Source organism: Actinomycetospora soli, from assembly GCF_021026295.1.
GTDB lineage: Bacteria > Actinomycetota > Actinomycetes > Mycobacteriales > Pseudonocardiaceae > Actinomycetospora > Actinomycetospora soli.
Window position 1 is genome coordinate 75,611 of the sequence record NZ_JAJNDA010000020.1, and the last position, 17,301, is coordinate 92,911.

Annotated in this window: 16 protein-coding genes; 8 read left to right on the forward strand and 8 right to left on the reverse strand. The window is 74.7% G+C overall.

Features of this window, described 5'->3' with window-relative positions; all coding sequences use genetic code 11:
- Positions 1-165: 165 nt before the first annotated feature.
- The 3 genes from LN037_RS25765 to LN037_RS25775 are packed head-to-tail and all read right to left on the reverse strand — an operon-like array spanning position 166 to position 5,220.
- Positions 166-1,812, reverse strand: coding sequence for an amidohydrolase (locus LN037_RS25765; protein ID WP_230758898.1), 1,647 nt, complete (start codon positions 1,810-1,812; stop codon positions 166-168).
- Positions 1,809-3,245 (reverse strand): APC family permease, encoded by a 1,437-nt coding sequence (locus tag LN037_RS25770; RefSeq protein WP_230758900.1) that lies wholly within the window; start codon positions 3,243-3,245, stop codon positions 1,809-1,811. The genes LN037_RS25765 and LN037_RS25770 overlap by 4 nt, the downstream gene beginning before the upstream one ends.
- Positions 3,238-5,220, reverse strand: coding sequence for a primary-amine oxidase (locus LN037_RS25775; protein ID WP_230758903.1), 1,983 nt, complete (start codon positions 5,218-5,220; stop codon positions 3,238-3,240). The genes LN037_RS25770 and LN037_RS25775 overlap by 8 nt, the downstream gene beginning before the upstream one ends.
- 117 nt (positions 5,221-5,337) lie before the next feature.
- On the opposite strand from LN037_RS25775, the gene LN037_RS25780 reads away from it, so the two are divergent.
- Both LN037_RS25780 and LN037_RS25785 read left to right on the forward strand, forming a co-directional pair.
- Entirely contained in the window at positions 5,338-6,483 is a 1,146-nt protein-coding gene (locus LN037_RS25780) for a TetR family transcriptional regulator (protein ID WP_230758907.1), read from the forward strand.
- Between the two features lie 220 nt (positions 6,484-6,703).
- Complete coding sequence (locus tag LN037_RS25785) at positions 6,704-7,414, forward strand: GAF and ANTAR domain-containing protein (RefSeq protein ID WP_230758910.1); 711 nt, start codon at positions 6,704-6,706, stop codon at positions 7,412-7,414.
- A 10-nt stretch (positions 7,415-7,424) separates the two neighbouring features.
- Here the strand turns inward: LN037_RS25785 and LN037_RS25790 are convergent, their stop codons facing one another.
- The 4 genes from LN037_RS25790 to LN037_RS25805 form a co-directional block, all read right to left on the reverse strand.
- A complete protein-coding gene (locus LN037_RS25790; protein WP_230758913.1) occupies positions 7,425-7,733 on the reverse strand; it encodes a hypothetical protein in 309 nt (102 codons plus the stop codon).
- A gap of 104 nt (positions 7,734-7,837) precedes the next feature.
- The gene (locus tag LN037_RS25795) at positions 7,838-8,521 is read right to left on the reverse strand and encodes a hypothetical protein (protein WP_230758915.1); all 684 of its coding nucleotides are present in this window, start codon (positions 8,519-8,521) and stop codon (positions 7,838-7,840) included.
- Positions 8,522-8,663: 142 nt separating this feature from the next.
- Positions 8,664-9,452: a GAF and ANTAR domain-containing protein gene (locus LN037_RS25800; RefSeq protein WP_230758917.1), complete on the reverse strand. Its 789-nt coding sequence runs from the start codon at positions 9,450-9,452 to the stop codon at positions 8,664-8,666.
- Positions 9,453-9,635: 183 nt separating this feature from the next.
- The gene (locus LN037_RS25805; protein WP_230758920.1) at positions 9,636-10,574 is read right to left on the reverse strand and encodes an NADP-dependent oxidoreductase; all 939 of its coding nucleotides are present in this window, start codon (positions 10,572-10,574) and stop codon (positions 9,636-9,638) included.
- Between the two features lie 100 nt (positions 10,575-10,674).
- Between LN037_RS25805 and LN037_RS25810 the strand changes: the two genes are divergently transcribed.
- The 4 genes from LN037_RS25810 to LN037_RS25825 all read left to right on the forward strand — a co-directional run bounded on the left by LN037_RS25810 (position 10,675) and on the right by LN037_RS25825 (position 14,756).
- Positions 10,675-11,172 (forward strand): MarR family winged helix-turn-helix transcriptional regulator, encoded by a 498-nt coding sequence (locus LN037_RS25810; protein ID WP_230758923.1) that lies wholly within the window; start codon positions 10,675-10,677, stop codon positions 11,170-11,172.
- Positions 11,173-11,238: 66 nt separating this feature from the next.
- Positions 11,239-11,853 (forward strand): hypothetical protein, encoded by a 615-nt coding sequence (locus LN037_RS25815; protein WP_230758925.1) that lies wholly within the window; start codon positions 11,239-11,241, stop codon positions 11,851-11,853.
- Positions 11,850-12,233, forward strand: a complete 384-nt coding sequence (locus tag LN037_RS25820) for a hypothetical protein (protein WP_230758927.1) — start codon at positions 11,850-11,852, stop codon at positions 12,231-12,233. Before LN037_RS25815 ends, LN037_RS25820 begins: the two co-directional genes overlap by 4 nt.
- Before the next feature lie 180 nt (positions 12,234-12,413).
- Positions 12,414-14,756, forward strand: coding sequence for an arylsulfatase (locus tag LN037_RS25825; RefSeq protein ID WP_230758929.1), 2,343 nt, complete (start codon positions 12,414-12,416; stop codon positions 14,754-14,756).
- Here the strand turns inward: LN037_RS25825 and LN037_RS25830 are convergent.
- Positions 14,740-15,636 (reverse strand): formylglycine-generating enzyme family protein, encoded by an 897-nt coding sequence (locus LN037_RS25830; RefSeq protein ID WP_230758931.1) that lies wholly within the window; start codon positions 15,634-15,636, stop codon positions 14,740-14,742. The two genes, LN037_RS25825 and LN037_RS25830, sit on opposite strands and share 17 nt — an antisense overlap.
- A gap of 74 nt (positions 15,637-15,710) precedes the next feature.
- On the opposite strand from LN037_RS25830, the gene LN037_RS25835 reads away from it, so the two are divergent.
- Complete coding sequence (locus tag LN037_RS25835) at positions 15,711-16,628, forward strand: LysR family transcriptional regulator (protein WP_230758933.1); 918 nt, start codon at positions 15,711-15,713, stop codon at positions 16,626-16,628.
- A 58-nt stretch (positions 16,629-16,686) separates the two neighbouring features.
- Positions 16,687-17,271 (forward strand): NADPH-dependent FMN reductase, encoded by a 585-nt coding sequence (locus tag LN037_RS25840; RefSeq protein ID WP_230758935.1) that lies wholly within the window; start codon positions 16,687-16,689, stop codon positions 17,269-17,271.
- Positions 17,272-17,301 lie beyond the last annotated feature (30 nt).

The window sequence follows — 17,301 nt, forward strand, 5'->3', positions numbered from 1 at the left end:
CTCTGCAGAACGAGATCTTGCTCGCGACGAGCCTGCACGCAGCCCGTACCGGCACCCCGTCCAGCCGCGACCACCGATCCAGAGCCGAGATCCGAACGCGCGGAGCGAAGTGATCGCCACGCGACCACTTCGCTCCGCACGACAGGATCTTGGGCCAGTCGCCCCTCACGCCCCCTGCAGCACCGACTCCCGCCGGTAGACGCACTCCCCCGCGAACCACGTCTCGAGCGCCGTCGTCCCGGAGAGGTCGTCGACGGCACAGGTGAACGGGTCCCGGTCGAGCACGACGAAGTCGGCGGACTTGCCCACCGAGAGCGACCCGGCCACGTCGTCCAGGCCCATCGCGCGGGCACTGCCGAGCGTGTACGCGTGGATCGCCTCGCGCACCGACACGGCCTGCTCGGGCCACAGCCGGCCCGGGCACGACCCGGTCGGGTCCTCGCGCGACACGAGACCCTGGATGCCGAACCACGGGTTGGGCGAGGGCATCACCGGCCAGTCGGACCCGCCTGCGAGCAGCGCACCGCTGTCGAGCAGCGCCCGGTTCGGGTGGATGCGCTCCGCCCGGTCACGCGGGACGCACGCACAGATGGCGTCGATGATCAGGCTCGGGAACCACAGGGGCGGCGAGATGTCCGCGACGACCCCGAGCGCGGCCAGGCGGGGCAGGTCGGAGTCCGAGACGTACTGGCCGTGGGCGAGGTGGAAGCGCGCCGAGGAGTGACCGGCCGCGCGGACCGCCTCGACCGCGTCGAGCAGCATCCGCGTCGACCCGTCGCCGGTGCAGTGCACCTTCGCCGACATCCCCCGCTCGGCGACCCGCAGCAGCCACCCGGTGAGTTCCTCGGCGGTCATCGTCGTGGTGCCCCGCCAGCCGGACCCGAACTCGGCGTCGGGCAGGTAGGGCTCGAGGAACGCCGCGGTCCTCGAGGTCGGCACCCCGTCGAGGAAGATCTTGACGAAGTCCGGGCGGTGGTGGGGCGAGCGGTACCGCTCGCGCACGTCGATGAGGTCCTGCCCGAGCGGGTGCGTGCCGAAGATCTTGTCGTTGACCTGCAGCGAGGTCACCACCCACGCGTGCAGCCGGCCCTCGTCGTCGAGCCGGCGCAGGGCGCCGAGCATCGGCTCGGACGCCGCGGCGTCCTGGAACGCGGTGATGCCGAACGAGTGCAGCACCTCGATCCCGCGGCGGCTCGCCGCCGCGTCCCGCTCGAGACCGGCCCCCGATGACGCCGCGAACGCCCGCTCCACCGGGATCAGCGCCGACTCGATCAGCAGCCCGGTCGGGACGCCCGCGTCGCGCACGATCCGGCCGTCGGCGGGGTCCGGGGTGTCCGCGTCGATCCCCGCGAGGGCCAGGGCGGCCGACGACACCCAGCGGTTGTGGCAGCTGTCGTCGCGCAGCAGCACCGGGCGCCCGCCCGCCGCCTCGTCGAGGGCGGCCAGCACACCCGCACGGGACAGCTCCGGGATGAGGGTGCTCCCCCACCCGCCCCCGACGACCCACGCGTCGGGCTCCAGCTCCGCGCACCAGGCCCGCACGGCGGCGAGCAGTCCGTCGAGGTCGGCCCCGCCGTCGAGGACGAGCTCGAAGAGGTCCGCCCGGCCGGCGAGCAGGTGGTGGGTGTGCACGTCGGCGAACCCGGGCAGCAGCGCGGCGCCGCCGTGGTCGACGACCCGGTCGCCCTCGCGCACGAGCTCCTCGCCCCCGAGCGCGACGATCCGGCCGTTCTCGACGACGAGCGTGGTGGCGCCGGGGTGCGCCGGGTCCAGGGTGTGGATGCGGGCGTGCCGGTGGACGGTGCGGGTCACGATCGGTCCTCCGGGTGGGCGGGCGGGCGCACCACGGCGAGGAGCAGCCCGGCGAGGAAGGTGACGACGACGACGGCGAGCAGCACCGCGGCGAGGACCGCGGACCCGCTGATCAGCGTCGTGAAGTTCGCGACGACGAGGGCGAGGATGCCGAGCAGCCCCAGCAGGCCGAGCACGGGCGCGACGCGCGTGTTCCACGTCTGTGTGTCGACCTGCCGACGGGCGAAGAAGGCGATGATCGCGACGGCGGTGAGCACCATGAGCAGCAGCACGCTCACCGTGGCGACGCCCGACATCCACGTGAACAGCACGGCGATCGGGTCGGCCCCGACCAGCGCGAACACGGCGAGCAGCACCACGGCGGCCGCGGTCTGGGTCAGCGATCCGATGAAGGGCGACCCGTGGCGCGGGTGGGTCCGGGCGAGCCCGCGCGGCAGGACACCCTGGCGGCCGAGCGAGTACAGGTACCGGGCGATGGCGTTGTGGAACGCCAGCAGCGCCGCGAACAGGCTGGTCAGCAGCAGGACCTGCATGACGTCGGCGACGGCGGGGTCGAGGTAGGTGGCCGCCGCCCGGAAGACCAGGCCCGACGTGTCGTTCCCGGCCGCCGCCGCGACCTGCGACGGGCCGTACGCGACGACCACGGCCCAGCTCGCCACCGCGTAGAACAGGCCGATCAGGGCGACCGCGATGTAGGTCGCGCGCGGCACGGACCGCCGCGGCTCGCGGGCCTCCTCGCCGTAGATCGCGGTGGCCTCGAAGCCGACGAACGACGCCACCGCGAACATCACCGCGATGCCGGGCGCCCCGGAGAAGAACGTCGACGGGGCGAACGAACCGGCCGACCAGCCCTCGGGACCGCCGCGGGCGACCACCCCGACGATCAGCGCGACGACCGCGGCGACCTCGAGCACGATCAGCGTGCCGAGGACCTTCGCGCCGACGTCGATGCTGCGGAACCCGAGGGTCCCGACGACGGCGGCCAGGACCGCCGCCCAGACCCACCAGGGCAGGTCGGGCCCACCCCACGCGGCGACGAGGCCGCTCAGCGTGCTGGCAGCGAGCCCGTACACGGCGGCCTGGATCGCGGTGTAGGTCAGCAGCGCCAGGGCACCCGCCCCGACGCCGGGCCGTGTCCCGAGTCCCTGCGTCACGTAGGCGTAGAAGGCCCCGGCGTCGACGACGTGGTGGCTCATCGCGGCGTAGCCGACGCTGAACACGAGGAGCACCACGGCGACGACGACGAACGCGAGCGGCACGCCGGGGCCGTTGCTGGTGGCGAGCATGACCGGCAGGGCGCCGGCGATCGCGGTCAGCGGGGCGGCCGCGGCCACCACCATGAACACGATGCCGGGGACGCCGATGTGCCCCCGCAGGCCGGTGCGCGGGGCGCCGGTGGTGGTCGGGGACGACGGCGGGGCGGTCTCAGTCACGGTCGGCTCCGGGCAGGGTCTCGCGGGCGGTGGCCGCCGACGCCGAGCAGTGCGCGCTGCGCGAGGGCGGGACGTCGAGGGTGGGGTTCCGGTCGAAGAAGCCGACCGGACGCAGGCGGAAGCCGGTGTGGTCGACCGGCATGATCGGCCAGTCCTCCGGGCGCGGGAAGTGGGTCAGGCCGAAGGTGTGCCAGACGACGAGGTCGGTGTCGTCCACGCTGCGGTCGTCGGCGGTGTACGCCGGGAGCCCGGCCCCGCCGACGTGCTGGTTGACGAAGTCGCCGGCCGCGTAGCGCTCGTCGGGGTCGAAGGCGGTGACCCACAGGTGCTTCGTCGCGAAGGTGGCGCGGCGGTGGATCGAGGACTCCTCGTCGGCCAGCAGCTCGGGCAGCCCCTCGGGCATCAGCGCGTAGGCGACCGGGTTGCCGAGGCGGTTGCGCGACCCGGGGTTGGTGACGTGCCAGACCCGACCGACGCGGTTGTCCGCGAGCCGCTGCGCGGTGGCCTCGCTGGTCAGCGGCGTGACGCGGTGGGTGAAGGCGTTGCCGCGCGGGTTCTCCGGGCCGATCGGGACGCGGGCGGTCTCCACCTCGGTGACGGTGTTGTGCACGCCGTCGACGGTCATGTCGAGCCGCGCGGAGAACAGGTGCTGGTGGTAGGGCGCGCCGAGTCCGGGCGCGAGCTGGGTGGCGTACGCGTACCCGTCGTCGGGGAAGGCGGAGGTGAAGACGACCCCGGTGGCCTTGACCTCGCACTCGAGGGTGCCGTCGAGGTAGAGGTACCAGTAGAAGCCGTAGTCGTAGTTGCCGATCGTCGTGAAGAACGAGATGACCATGCGGCGCTGGCGGCGGGTCTCGGAGGAGCCGGCCCAGAGGTCGGTGTGCTTCCAGAGGATGCCCGCGTCCTCCTCGTGCAGGCAGATCGCGTTGCGCAGCGTCCGGGGGTGGCCGAACTCGTCGGCGATGACCGCGTCGAGGTAGGTGATGTCGCCGACGCAGTCGCAGCCGAGCTCGAGGGCGTTGGCGTAACGGCCGATGAGGTACTCGCCGGTGTCGAAGTAGTTCTGCCAGGAGCGCACCGGGGACGGGTCGGCGTAGGGCACGACCATCTCGGAGATCGAGGCGCGGTGGACGATCGGGCGGTACCGGCCCCGGTCGCGGTCGTCGAAGCCGATCTGGTGCAGGACGAGGCCCTCGCGCATGTCGAAGCCGATGCGCAGCGACCAGTTCTCCCAGCGCAGGAGGTTGCCCTCGAGGGAGAAGCTGGGGCCCTCGGGCTGCGTGATCTCGATCGGACGCTGCGTGGTGCGGTGCGGCCCGACCACGGCCGGGTCGTCGAAGTCGCCGGACTCGGTGGGGATCGGCACCGGCCCGAGGTCGACGATGCGGGTGACCGTGCGGTCGACGACGTCCACGTAGCCGACGAGCCCGTCGACCGGGTGCGCCCAGGCGTGCCCGGTCGGACTCTCCTGCACGAACGCCAGCCCGCGCAGCACCCGCCGGCCGGACTCCTCCGGGTACTCCGCGTACGACCCGGCGGACAGCGGCGCGACCCGCACCGTCGCGACGTCGAGCCCGCGCGCCTCGAGCGCGGCGAGCCAGCCGGGGTCGGTGGAGAGGATCTCCTCGACGAGCCCGAACTCCTCGTCGAGGACCGGCAGCTGGCCGTCGGCCGCGGGGTCGAGGCGGGTGCTGCGGACGACCTCGCCCGCGTCGAGGTCGACGCGCACGTCCAGGCCGCCGGGGTGCGCGACGTCGTGCAGCAGCGCGCGGACCTCCCGGGGCGGGCGCGGCCCGTCCGCGGCGAGCCGGTGCTTGTCCGGCTCCTCCAGCCCGAGGTAGACGACGCGGACGGTGTCGGTGAGGGCGCCCGCCGCGACGAGGACCGCCCGGGCGCGGGCGATCTCGCCGGCGGTGAGGCGCTCGAGCGGATGGTCCACCCCGGCGTCGAGGCGGAATTCGGTAGTGGCGGTCATCACCCTCCTATCGTCAACAGTCGTAGACGAAACCACAGTCGAGGAGGGTCGCGTGTGACGTTTTGGTAACGGCGGCACGCCCTAGGCTCGGGTCGTGGACGGACGGAGAGGTCGCTGATGCCCAAGGTGGTCGACCACGCCCGACGTCGGGCGGAGATCGTCGGGGCGACGTGGCGGCTCATCGCCGACCGCGGCCTCGAGGGCACCACGATGCGGGAGATCGCCGCGGCCCTCGGCGTCGCCAACGGTGCCCTCGCCCGCTACTTCCCCGGCAAGAACGAGATCGTCAAGGCCGCCTTCGACCACGTCGTCTCCGCCACCGACGGCCGGATCGACGAGCGGCAGGCCGACGTCCGCGGGATCGCCGCGATGCGGATCCTCTGCGAGGAGGTCATGCCGCTGACCGAGACGACCCGGCTCGAGGCCCGGGTCGTCCTCCCCTTCTGGAGCCGGGCGCTCAACGACGCGGAGCTGGCCGAAACCTTCGCCCGCCTGATGGAGCACTGGGGTGGGCGCATCCGCCGCCACCTCGCCGAGGCCCGGACCGACGGCGAGCTGGCGGCGGGCGTGGACGACGACGTGGTGGTCGACCACCTCCTCACCCTGCTCAACGGCGTGCAGGCGGTGTCGCAGCTCGCGCACGGGATGGGCGACCCGGCCCGTCAGCGGCGCATGGTCGACGACTACCTCGACTCGCTGCGCGAGCGCCCGACGAGCGCGGCCCCGCCGGGAGCGGTGACCCACCCCGACCCGGCGCGGGAGGACGTCGCGGACGCGGTGGCACGGGTCGTCGGGGAACGGACACCGGGCGGCGGTGCCGACGCCGACGCCGTGCGCACCGTCCTGCTGCTCTACCGGGCGGCCGACGCGGTCGCCTACGACCTGGAGTCGACGGTGCACCGGCCGGACGGGTGGAGCTGGTCGGGCTTCCAGCTGGCGGTCGTCCTGCGGGTCGACGGGCCGCTCGAGACCCATCGCGCCGCGGAGCGCACGGGGATGAGCCGGGCCGCCGTGTCCAGCCTCGCCACCACGCTCGCCGGCGCGGACCTGCTCGAACGCTCCCCGGACCCGTCCGACCGTCGCGGCGTGGTCCTCTCCCTCACCCCCGCCGGCCGGGAGGCCCTGGACCGGACCCTCCGCCGCCACGGTGACCGCGCGGCGCGATGGGTGGGTCTCCTGCCCGACGACGACCGCGCGGCCCTCGACGCCGCCCTGCGGCGGCTCGCGGCGGGCACGGCCGAGCCGTGGTCCAACCGCCGCTGACGAGTCGGGCGGAGATCTCGTCAAAGCATTGACGAAAGATCATCGCGAACGACGGGACGCGCGACGCCGTCCACCCCCGGACGCGTCGCAGCTGTCCACGGAGCGACGTCGGGTCGGGCCGGATTGGCGTTCGGTGGACAGTCCTCCTACGGTCGGCCGCGGCTCGTCCGGGGCTCCACGCCCGGGGCGGACCCACGCCTTCGAGCCCCGGGAGGAGACCGTGGAACCGTTGCCGGCGGAGGCGCTCACCGACGCGCTGCGACACGCCGCCGAGGCCGTCCTCGAGGGCCCGTCCGCCGACCGCGGGCTCGGCGACACCGAGGACGTCCTGACCCGGATCGTGCAGGTCGCCGTCGCCCACGTCCCGGGCGCCGACGGTGCCGGGATCACGCAGACCGACCAGGCGGTGCGCAGCCGCGCCCCGTCGTCGTGGTGGGTGGCCGAGCTCGACGCCGCGCAGGCCGAGCTCGGGGAGGGCCCCTGCGTGGACGCCGGGCACCGCGAGGAGCCGAGCCACATCGAGGTCATCGACCTGGCGCGGGAGACCCGCTGGTCGCGGTGGACGCCGCGGGCCCGGGCCCACGGGGTGCGGTCGATGCTGTCGCACACGATGGGCCCGCCGGACGCCCCGGTGGGTGCGCTCAACCTCTACGCCCTCCGGGCGGACGCCTTCGACCCGGCCGGTCGGGTCATCGCGGAGGTGTTCGCGCTGCAGGCGGCCATCGCCCTCTACGGCGCGTCCCGCGCGGAGGGCCTGGGCATCGCCCTCGACAGCCGGGACGAGATCGGGCAGGCCAAGGGCATCCTCATGGAGCGCCACGGCGTGGACGACCAGCGGGCCTTCCGGATGCTGGTCGAGGCCTCGCAGCACGCCAACCTCAAGCTCCGCGACGTCGCCGCCTGGCTGCTCGAGGAGCGCGGGCGGCGCTGACCCGGGCGGGTCAGTTCACGGCGGCGCCGGTCCGCGGGGTGGCGACGTCCATCCGGCCGAGCCCGTGGCGCAGCAGCGAGTTGCGGTGCGCGACGATCAAGGTCCCGAGGGCCTCGGCGGCCCGCCGCACCTCCGGGCCCTCCTCGCCCGACACCTCCTCGACGGCGCGCCCCAGGCGGTCGGCCAGGCGGGCGAGGTCGTCGAGGACGTCGGCCGACCAGAAGAAGCGGTCGAAGCCGCCGGGTCGGGCGTCACGGAGCGCGCCCAGTCCCTGCAGCGCGTCGAGGGCCTCGCGGACCGCCGCTGCGCCGTCGTTCACCACCACGGATCTTTCCTACCCTGTCGGACGTCGTCGGGACGCCTGCCGTTCGGGCGCCGTGCACCGGGTGACCGGTTCGTCACACGCGCGACACGCGAGTCCGGTCACGGGTGTTCCCGCGGTCGGACGAGGTGATCGACCAGGTCCTCCGCGACGAGCACGGGGTCGGCCCCCCGACGGCGCAGGTGCGGCCGCAGCAGCAGCTCGGCCTCGGGGCGGGTCAGGTCCAGCGCCCGTTCCAGGAGCCGCAGCGCGAGGCGCAGGCGCACGTCGGGCGACTCGCCCGAGCCGTAGAGCAGCGAGGTGGCGCGCCGCGCGAACATGTCGGCCAGCACCGTGGTGTCGAGGCCCAGGACGTCGGGCTCGGCGGCGTACAGGTCCAGCGCGGTCCGCCGGCCGTCCCGGCAGCGCAGGGTCGTCGAGTGCAGGGCCCGGAACGGCGGTGTCACGCGCACGCGCACGGCGCCGTCGTCGATCTCGAAGGCGAGGTCGTCGACGAGGAGCACCGCCAGGTCCGGCGACCCCACGCGCGCCTGGTCGAGCAGCGGCCCCTGCCCGAGGCGGTTGTGCCAGGCGTCGACGTCGCGCACGGCCCCGTCGGTCGCGTGCGTGGAGTGCACCCGGCCGTGCCCGGCGGTGGAGATCGCGGCGGCCGTCGCGCCGGGGACGGTGCCGGTACAGACGCTGAGCAGGGCGTCGAGGCCGTCGTAGGTGGACGGTGCGGGGTGGCGCAGGTACAGCGCGGCCAGCCGCAGGGCGTCGTCGAGGCCGAGCGGGATGCTGCGCACGCGCACCACCGCTCCCTCCTCGCCCGACGCGGCGGGCGCCGGCAGAGGCGCCCGGCGTCGCCGGGTACGTCGCCGGTGGTCGTCGTCCCGAGCGGGACCGACCCCGACGGTCGGCCGTTCGATCGACCGTGGAACGAAGACGTTACCCGGCGAACGAATCGCTCGCGGTCGGGGGCCGGGCCTCGCCCCCGACCTCCTCGTGACGGCCGGCGCGCCGGGCGACCTCGTCGGTGAGCCAGCGCGACACGTCGAGCAGCTTGATGTTGGTGTCCTGGCTCGACCGCACGAGCAGGTCGAAGGCCTGGTGCTCGTCGAGCGAGAAACGCTCCATGAGGATGCCCTTGGCCTGCCCGATCACGTCGCGGGTGGTGATCGCGTGGGTCAGCTGCTCCACGCGACGCGCGCCGTACATCGCCACCGACGCCTGCGTCGCGAAGGCGGCGGCCACGGTGCGTGCGGTGGCGTCGAAGGCGGTGCCGGTCCGGGCGTAGAGGTTCAGCGCGCCCGGCTCGGCGTCCTGCGGCGCCAGGGCGAACGAGATGAGGGCGCCGATCCCGGCCTCCTGGGCCAGGCGCGCGAAGCGTGGCCAGCGGTCCTCGGCCGCGAAGTCGTCGACGACGGTGACCGACCCCGACCCCGCCCCCAGCGCATCCACGCAGGGCCCCTCCCCCAGCTCCGCCTGGGCACGGTCCAGGTCGACGATCGCCCGGTCGCTCGGGGCCCGCGAGCTCAACCCGCCCTCGGGGGTCCGCACGGTGAGACCGGCGTAGGAGGCGCCGGGTACGTGCTGGGCCGCGGCGCCGGTGAGACGGTGCAGGGTCTGCTCCGCCTCGGATCCGTCCGGCGTCGTGCCGCTCCGGCGCCGGACCAGTTCCTCCGCGGTCGCGGCCAGCACGTCCTGCAGCCACGACAGGTCGCCACGTTCGGACAAGGGGTCCCCCGTCTCCGGCTCGTCGGAGCCCGGGACCGGGCACCGCTCGACGTCGGGACCTGGGGGGTCAAGCCTCGTCGTCCTCCGCCCCGGGACCGACCGCCCGGGAGCGGCAGAGGACGAAAACGCTACTCACGAAGCGAAGACCTGTACAGCGAACGAGGTCGTGTGCCGTCCTCCCGCTCAGGCCGGGACCACCACGACCTTCCCCCGCAGCGTGCCCGCGTCGGCCTCGGCGTGGACCGTCGCGAGCTCGGGCAGCGCCACCCGCCGGTCGACGTCGACGCGCAGCTCGCCGCGGTCGACCAGGGCGACCAGCTCGGCGAGCGCCGCGGCGTCGTTGCGCACGAACAGCTCCACGACCCGGACGTCCCGGGCCGCGTCGACGGGGGCCGGCGATGCGGGCACCGTGTTCACCACGACGCCCCCGTCGCGCACCCGGCCCACGAGGGCGGTGAACCGCTCCGGCGTGAGTCGGGCCAGGTTGATCAGGACGTCGACCGGCTCGGTCACCGCGTCCGCCACGTCGCCCGCCGTGTGGTCGACGACCTCGTCGGCGCCCAGCGTGCGGAGTCGGTCGGCACTGCGCGGGCTCCCGGTGGCCACGACGACCGCCCCGGCCCGCCGGGCGAGCTGCACCGCGTAGCCCCCGACGGCACCGCCCGCACCGTTCACCAGGACCCGCTGACCGGCGCGGACGCCGGCGTCCTCGACCACGGCCTGCCGCGCGGTCAGACCGACCTCCGGCAGCGCGGCGGCGTCGGCCAGCGCGACGGCGCGGGGCGCCGCGGTGAGCACCCCGGCCGGGGCGAGGACGTACTCCGCGGACGCCCCGTCCTCGACCATCGGCAGGAAGCCGACGATCTCGTCGCCCACCTGCCACGCGTCGACGTCCGCGCCGAGTGCGTCCACCGTGCCGGCGACGTCGATCCCCGGCACGTGCGGCAGCGTCACCGGGAACGGGCCCTGCAGATAGCCGCCGCGGATGCCGCCGTCCACCGGGTTGAACGACGTGGCCGCCACCCGCACCCGGACCTGACCGGGCTCGGGCTCCGGCTGCTCCACGTCCTCGTAGCGCAGCACCTCGGGGCCGCCGTACTCGTGGAACCGCACTGCCTTCATCGCGCGCCTCGCTCCTCGCCGTGCCGGTGTGCTTCGAAGTCGAAGCACGACACGAGAGACTAGGTTTGCTTCGAACTCGAAGCAAGGGGAGACTCGGCGGGTGTCCGACCCCGCCCACGACGTCGATCCGGTGCAGCTCGGCGCGTACTTCGCCCTCGTCGAGGTGTCCGGCCTGCTGCGGCACGCGATCGAGCAGCAGCTGCAGGCCGACGGCGGCCTGACGTTCGTGCGGTTCCAGATCCTGCGGCGGCTGCAGCTCGCCCCCGGCGGCAGCCACCGGATGACCGACCTCGCCGACGCGATCGTCTTCAGCCGCAGCGGGCTGACCTACCAGGCGGGCCTGCTCGAGAAGGCCGGGCTCGTCGCCCGGTCCCCCTCCCCCGACGACGAGCGGGGCGTCACGATCGCCATCACCGACGCCGGGCGCGCGCTGGTGGACGCGGTCATGCCCGGCCACGAGGCGGTCGTCGGGCGGATGTTCCTCGACCGGCTCTCGCAGGACGACGCGCGCACCCTCACCGACCTGCTGACGCCGGTGCGCGACCACATGCGCGCCGCGCCCCCGCGGTCGGCGACCCCTCGTCGGACGCGGCGCTGACCGACCGTCCGGACCGCGATCGTCGGGCACGGGCCGGGCACCCGCCGTACCGTCGACGACGACACGGTGGGGGTGGTCGCAGTGGTGACGCCGCACCCGATGCCGCTCTTCGACCAGGTGACGGGCTTCCCGCCGGACGACGCGGTCGACCTGACGATGTCGATGCCGCTCTCGCTCGCCGTCTACATGACGATGCTGGAGTCGACCGGGCACGCGGCCGACGTCGCCGTGCTGCGGGCGGTCTACGTCGACGAGGCGCGGGAGACCGCCCGCGGGCTGCAGTCCCGGATCGCGGCGGTCGCCGGCGCGGACGTGCCCGACACGGCGCGGCTGCGGGTCACGCACATCGTCGAGGAGCGCGTCCCGCGCACCAACGGCCTCCGTCCGCACGTGCACTTCTTCGTGGGCACCACGGCCCGCGACGGCGCGCGGACGCTGCCGGTCGACGTCGACGCCCTGACGACGGCCGCCGAGACCGACGTCCTGCCCGCCTCCCGTGACCGGCTGGTCGCCACCACCACCCAGCGCTGCGGGCTCGTCTGGGGCGCGACGCCGTGGTCGCCGTGCGAGGTCCTCGAACCCCCCTGGCTGGTCGCCCGCGCGGCGGAGATCCGGGACGACGAGCCGCCCTGTCCGGGGCCGTGGCCGCGCCGTCAGGTGCTCGTGGGGCGCCCGTCGTGACGGAACCCGGGTCGGACGAGCAGCGCTACGCCGAGGCGGCGGCCCTCGTCGGGACCACCCCGCCCGCCCCGGCCGACCGCGTCCGGTCGCTGCGGTTCACCCGCGGCGCCGAGGAGTGGACGGCGACCGTCGGGCGCCCGCTGACGGGCCGGCTCGCCGCCCGCACCGACCGCCGCCCACCCCGGCGGGCCCCGGCGACCCGGTCGGCGCCCACGCGGGACGTCTCCGACCCCGCGACGGTGCGGGCCGTCCTCCCCGCCGACGGCGGCTGGGCGGTGGTGACCGACGCGGCGCCCCACGGGCCGGTCGACGACTCCACCTGGGAGAACCCGGTCCACGTCCCCGACCGCGACGTCCGGGAGATCACGCGCGCGTCCTGAGCCGGGCACCGTACAGCACTGCTGAACGACATCGTGCGCGAGCGTCCGCTGGACGCGAACGGTCGTCCGCGACGAGGCTGGGCCTCGCCGCGCGGCGGAGCAGTGTCGCTCCCCCACCTCGCGCGGCGTCCCACCAGCCGCACGTGGAGCCCCCGCGTGCCCGGAGCGAGGAGTCGTGTCGTGAGCGGTCGTCGGGAGCTGCCGGAGCCGGAGCCCGCGAGGCCGGTGGTCACCGCCCTCGGGATCGACGAGCACGACGGCGGGTTCGACCCGGTCCGTCCGACGACCCCGCCGCGCGACGCCCCCAACGTCGTCCTCGTCGTCCTCGACGACCTCGGCTTCGGCAGCTCCAGCGCCTTCGGCGGGCCGTGCCGGATGCCCACCGCACAGCGCCTCGCCGACGGCGGTCTGCGCTACACGCGCTTCCACGTCACCGCGCTGTGCTCCCCCACCCGCCAGGCGCTGATGACCGGCCGCAACCACCACGCCGTCGGGATGGGCGCGACGACCGAGATGGCCACGTCCGCCCCCGGCTACACCGGCGTCCGCCCGCGCAGCGCGGCGACGCTCGCCCGCACGCTGCAGGGCCACGGCTACAGCACCGCGGCCTTCGGCAAGTGGCACCAGACCCCGCCGTCGGAGATCAGCCCGGTCGGGCCGTTCGAGCGGTGGCCGACCGGCGAGGGGTTCGACCACTTCTACGGCTTCATGGCCTGCGAGATGAACCACTGGTACCCGCTGCTCTTCGACGGGACCACGCCGGTCGAGCCCGACCGCCGCCCCGAGGACGGCTACCACCTCTCGGAGGACCTCGTCGACCACGCCGTCGACTGGGTGCGCACGCAGCGGGCGCTGACGCCCGACCGTCCCTTCCTCACCTACCTCGCCTTCGGCGCCTCGCACGCCCCGCTGCACGTCGCCCCGGAGTGGCGCGACCGGTACCGCGGCGAGTTCGACGACGGGTGGGACCGGCTCCGCGAGACCACGCTCGCCCGGCAGAAGGAGCTCGGCGTCGTCCCGGAGCACACCGAGCTCGCGCCGTGGCCGGACTCCGTGCCGCACTGGGACGACCTCGACGACACCCGCCGCACGGTCGGGGCCCGCTTCATGGAGACGTTCGCGGGCTTCACCGAGCACGCCGACGCCCAGCTCGGCCGCTTCGTCGACGAACTCGAGGCGCTCGGCGAGCTGGACGACACGCTGTTCCTCTACCTGCTCGGCGACAACGGCGCCTCGGGCGAGGGCGGGATCGAGGGGACGCACGTCGAGCACCGGCTCGGCCACGGGCTCGTCGACGACCCCGCGGAGATGATCACGCACCTGGACGAGATCGGGGGGCCGCAGAGCTACCCGATCGCCCCGGTCGGCTGGGCGCTCGCGATGAACACCCCGTACCAGTGGACCAAGCAGGTGGCCTCGCACTTCGGGGGCACCCGCGACGGCCTGGTCGTGCACTGGCCCCGCGGCATCACCGACGCGGGCGGCCTGCGCCACCAGTTCCACCACGTGGTCGACGTGCTCCCGACGATCCTCGAGTGCGCGGGCATCACCCCTCCGACCAGCGTCGACGGCGTCGTCCAGCAGCCGATCGACGGCACCGGCATGCGGTACTCCTTCGCCGCGCCGGACGCCCCCGACCGTCGTCGGACGCAGTACTTCGAGATGTGCGGCAACCGCGGCATCTACCACGAGGGCTGGACCGCGGTGACCCGCCACGGCACGCCCTGGGAGATGGTGCCGTCGGGGCCGCGCAGCTTCCACGACGACGTCTGGGAGCTCTACGACACGACCACCGACCCGAGCCAGGCCCACGACGTGGCCGCCGAGCACCCCGCCACCCTGGCGCGGCTGCAGGAGATGTTCTTCGTCGAGGCCGTGCAGAACCAGGTGCTCCCGCTCGACGACCGCGTCACCGAACGGGAGAACCCGCAGCTCGCGGGCCGGTTCGACCTCGTCGGCGACCGGACCTCGGTGACCTTCCGCGGGCCCGTCCGCCGCCTCATCGAGGAGACCGTCCCCAACGTGAAGAACCGGTCCCACGCCGTCGTCGCGGACGTCGAGATCCCGGCCGGGGGCGCGGAGGGGGTCGTCGTCGCGCAGGGCGGGCGCTTCGGCGGCTGGTCGCTCTACGTCTCCGGGGGACGCGCCTGCTACGTCTACAACTGGTTCGGCTGGCGTCGGCACACCGTGCGGGCGCCGCACGCGCTGCCACCGGGCCGGCACGAGCTGCGGGTGGACTTCGCCTACGACGGCGGGGGCGTCGGCCGGGGCGGCACGGTCACGCTGTCGGTCGACGCCCACGAGGTCGGGTCGGTGCGGGTGCCCGCGACCGTCCCGTACTACTTCTCCTTCGACGAGACCTTCGACGTCGGCGTCGACCTCGGCACGCCGGTCACCGAGGACTACGCGGCCGGGGACAACGCCTTCACCGGCACCGTGCGCACGGTCCGCGTCGACCTCGCGCCGACCGTGGCCGACCCGGAGCCCGAGGCCCTGCACCGGCGGGTCATGGCGTCCCACTGAGGTCACCGACGACGTCGCCCGCGCACCGGAAACCCAGGTTCCCGGAGCTCGACTCCGGGGTGTTCGAGGTGCGCGCGGCGACGCGGTACCGGTTGCAGTAGGAGTCATGACAGAGGTACGAGCCCCCGCGCATCACCCGCGCCGCACCCTCCGCCGGTCCGGTCGGGTCGTGCTGCGGGGAGCGGGCGTACCAGTCGGCCGCGAACCGGTCGGCGCACCACTCCCAGACGTTGCCGACGGTCTGCCAGAGCCCGTGGCCGTTCGGGCGGTAGGTCTTGACCGGGGCGGTCGTCAGGAAGCCGTCCTCCCGGGTGTTCGCGGTGGGGAACCGGCCCTGCCAGATGTTGAGGTTCCAGCGGCGGCCGGACCCGTCCCCCCGGTCGTCGCCCCAGGGGAAGCGGGCCCCCTCGAGCCCGCCGCGCGCGGCGTACTCCCACTCGGCCTCGGTCGGCAGGCGCCGGCCCGCCCAGGCGCAGTAGGCCTCGGCGTCCTGCCAGGAGACGTGGACGACGGGATGGTTCGCCCGGTCGCCGACCGTGGAGCCCGGGCCCTCCGGCCGGCGCCAGCACGCGTCGCGGACCGCGAGCCACCAGGGGGCGCCGTCGACGCTCGCGAGGACGTCGGACCGGTCGCCGGTGAAGGCCAGGTGGAAGACCGCCGACGAGCCCCAGCGCTCGGCGTCGGTGACGTGGCCGGTCTCCTTGACGAAGCGGGCGAACGCCGCGTTGGTGACGGTGGTGGCGTCGATCAGGAACGGCGACACGGTGACGCGGTGCACCGGCCGCTCCCCGTCGGCGGGGTCGCCGTCGCCGTGGTGGTCACCCATGGCGAAGCTCCCACCGGGGACGAGGACCTGACCGCGGGGCACGCGCACCGTCATGATCACCAGCTCTACCCGCACGGACCGTTCGGCACCAGCGGACAACCGCGCACGGAACTGTTGGGATGGGCTGCATGGAACTGTCCCTGCGCCGGCTGCGGACGCTGCGGGAGGTCGCCCGGCGCGGCGGGGTCAACGCTGCCGCGGCGACCCTGCACTACTCGCCCTCGGCGGTGTCCCAGCAGGTCGAGGCGCTGGGGGTGGACGTCGGCGCGCCCGTGATCGAGCGGGTCGGGCGGGGCGTGCGGCTCACCGAGGTCGGCCGCGTCCTCGTCGAGCAGGCGGAGGTCCTGCTGGCCGCGGAGCACCGGGCGGTCGCGGCGGTGGAGGCGGCACGCCAGCACCTGTCGGCGCGGCTCTCGGTGGGGATGTTCCCCGCCGCGGCCGCCGCGCTGCTGCCCGCCGTGATCGCCGACCTCGCCGCGGAGCACCCCGGGATCACGCTGGAGAGCCTCGAGGCCGACCCCGACCAGGCCGTGCTCGACGTCCGGCACGGACACCTCGACCTCGCCCTGATCCTCGACTACCCCGACGCCCCCGAGCCGTGGGCGCCCGGGCTCACGATGGTCCCGCTCGGCCAGGACCGGATCCACCTCGCGGCCCCGGCCGGCACCCGGTACCGGCCGGGGGTCGACCTCGCGGAGCTCGCCGAGGAGACCTGGATCATCTCGGGCGCCGAGAGCTACTACGGCCGGGCCGTGCGCACCGCGTGCCGTCGGGCCGGCTTCGAGCCGCAGGTCCGGCACCGGGTGGACGGCCTCGCGACCGCGCTCGCCATGGTGGCCGCGGGGCTCGGGGTCACCCTCGCCAGCGACCTGGGCCGCGCGTTCCTGCCGCCGTCGGGGATCGACGTCGTGCCCCTGCGGCGGCCCCTGCCGCGCACGATCGTGCTCGCGCACCTCCCCCACGCGGTAGAACGTCCGAGCGTGCGCGCGACCGTCGACGCCTTCGCCCGCGCCGCGCAGGACCGGGGGCTCGCGGCCGTCGGATGAGTGGCCCGGTGGATCACCGGGGAGTCCCGGGACCAGGGACCGTCCGGAAGGAGACCAGGTGGAACTGCTCGCGATCTCGGGGAGCCCGTCCTCGCCGTCGAAGACGGTGCTCGCGCTCTCGGTCGCGCTCGCCCGGGCCGGCGAGCACGACGACGTCCGCACCGACCTGCTCGACCTGCGCGAGCAGGAGCTGGTGTTCGGCGACGGGCGGGACCCGGCGGACTACACCGGCGCGACCCGGGACGCGATCGACCGGGTCGTCGCCGCGGACGCGCTGCTCGTCGGCACCCCGATGTACCGCGGGGGCTACACCGGGCGGCTCAAGAACCTGTTCGACGTGCTGCCCAACGACGCGCTCGCGGGCAAACCGGTGGGGCTCGTCGCGACCGGCGGGACCGACCACCACTTCCTGGCGCTCGAGCACGAGCTCAAGCCGCTCGTCGGCTTCTTCCGGGCCTGGGCCGTCCCCGGCGCCGTGTACGCCAACAACACGCACTTCGCCGACGGCGAGCTGGCCGACGACGGGGTGCGCGGGCGGCTGCACGACCTCGCGGACGCCGTGGTCACCTTCGCGCGGCACATGCCGGCCGTGGCGGGCGCGGCCGCCCCGGACATCCCCCGACGCTCGGCCGCCGAGTCCTGAGGCCTTCCGGCGCACGGCGCGGCGTGATCG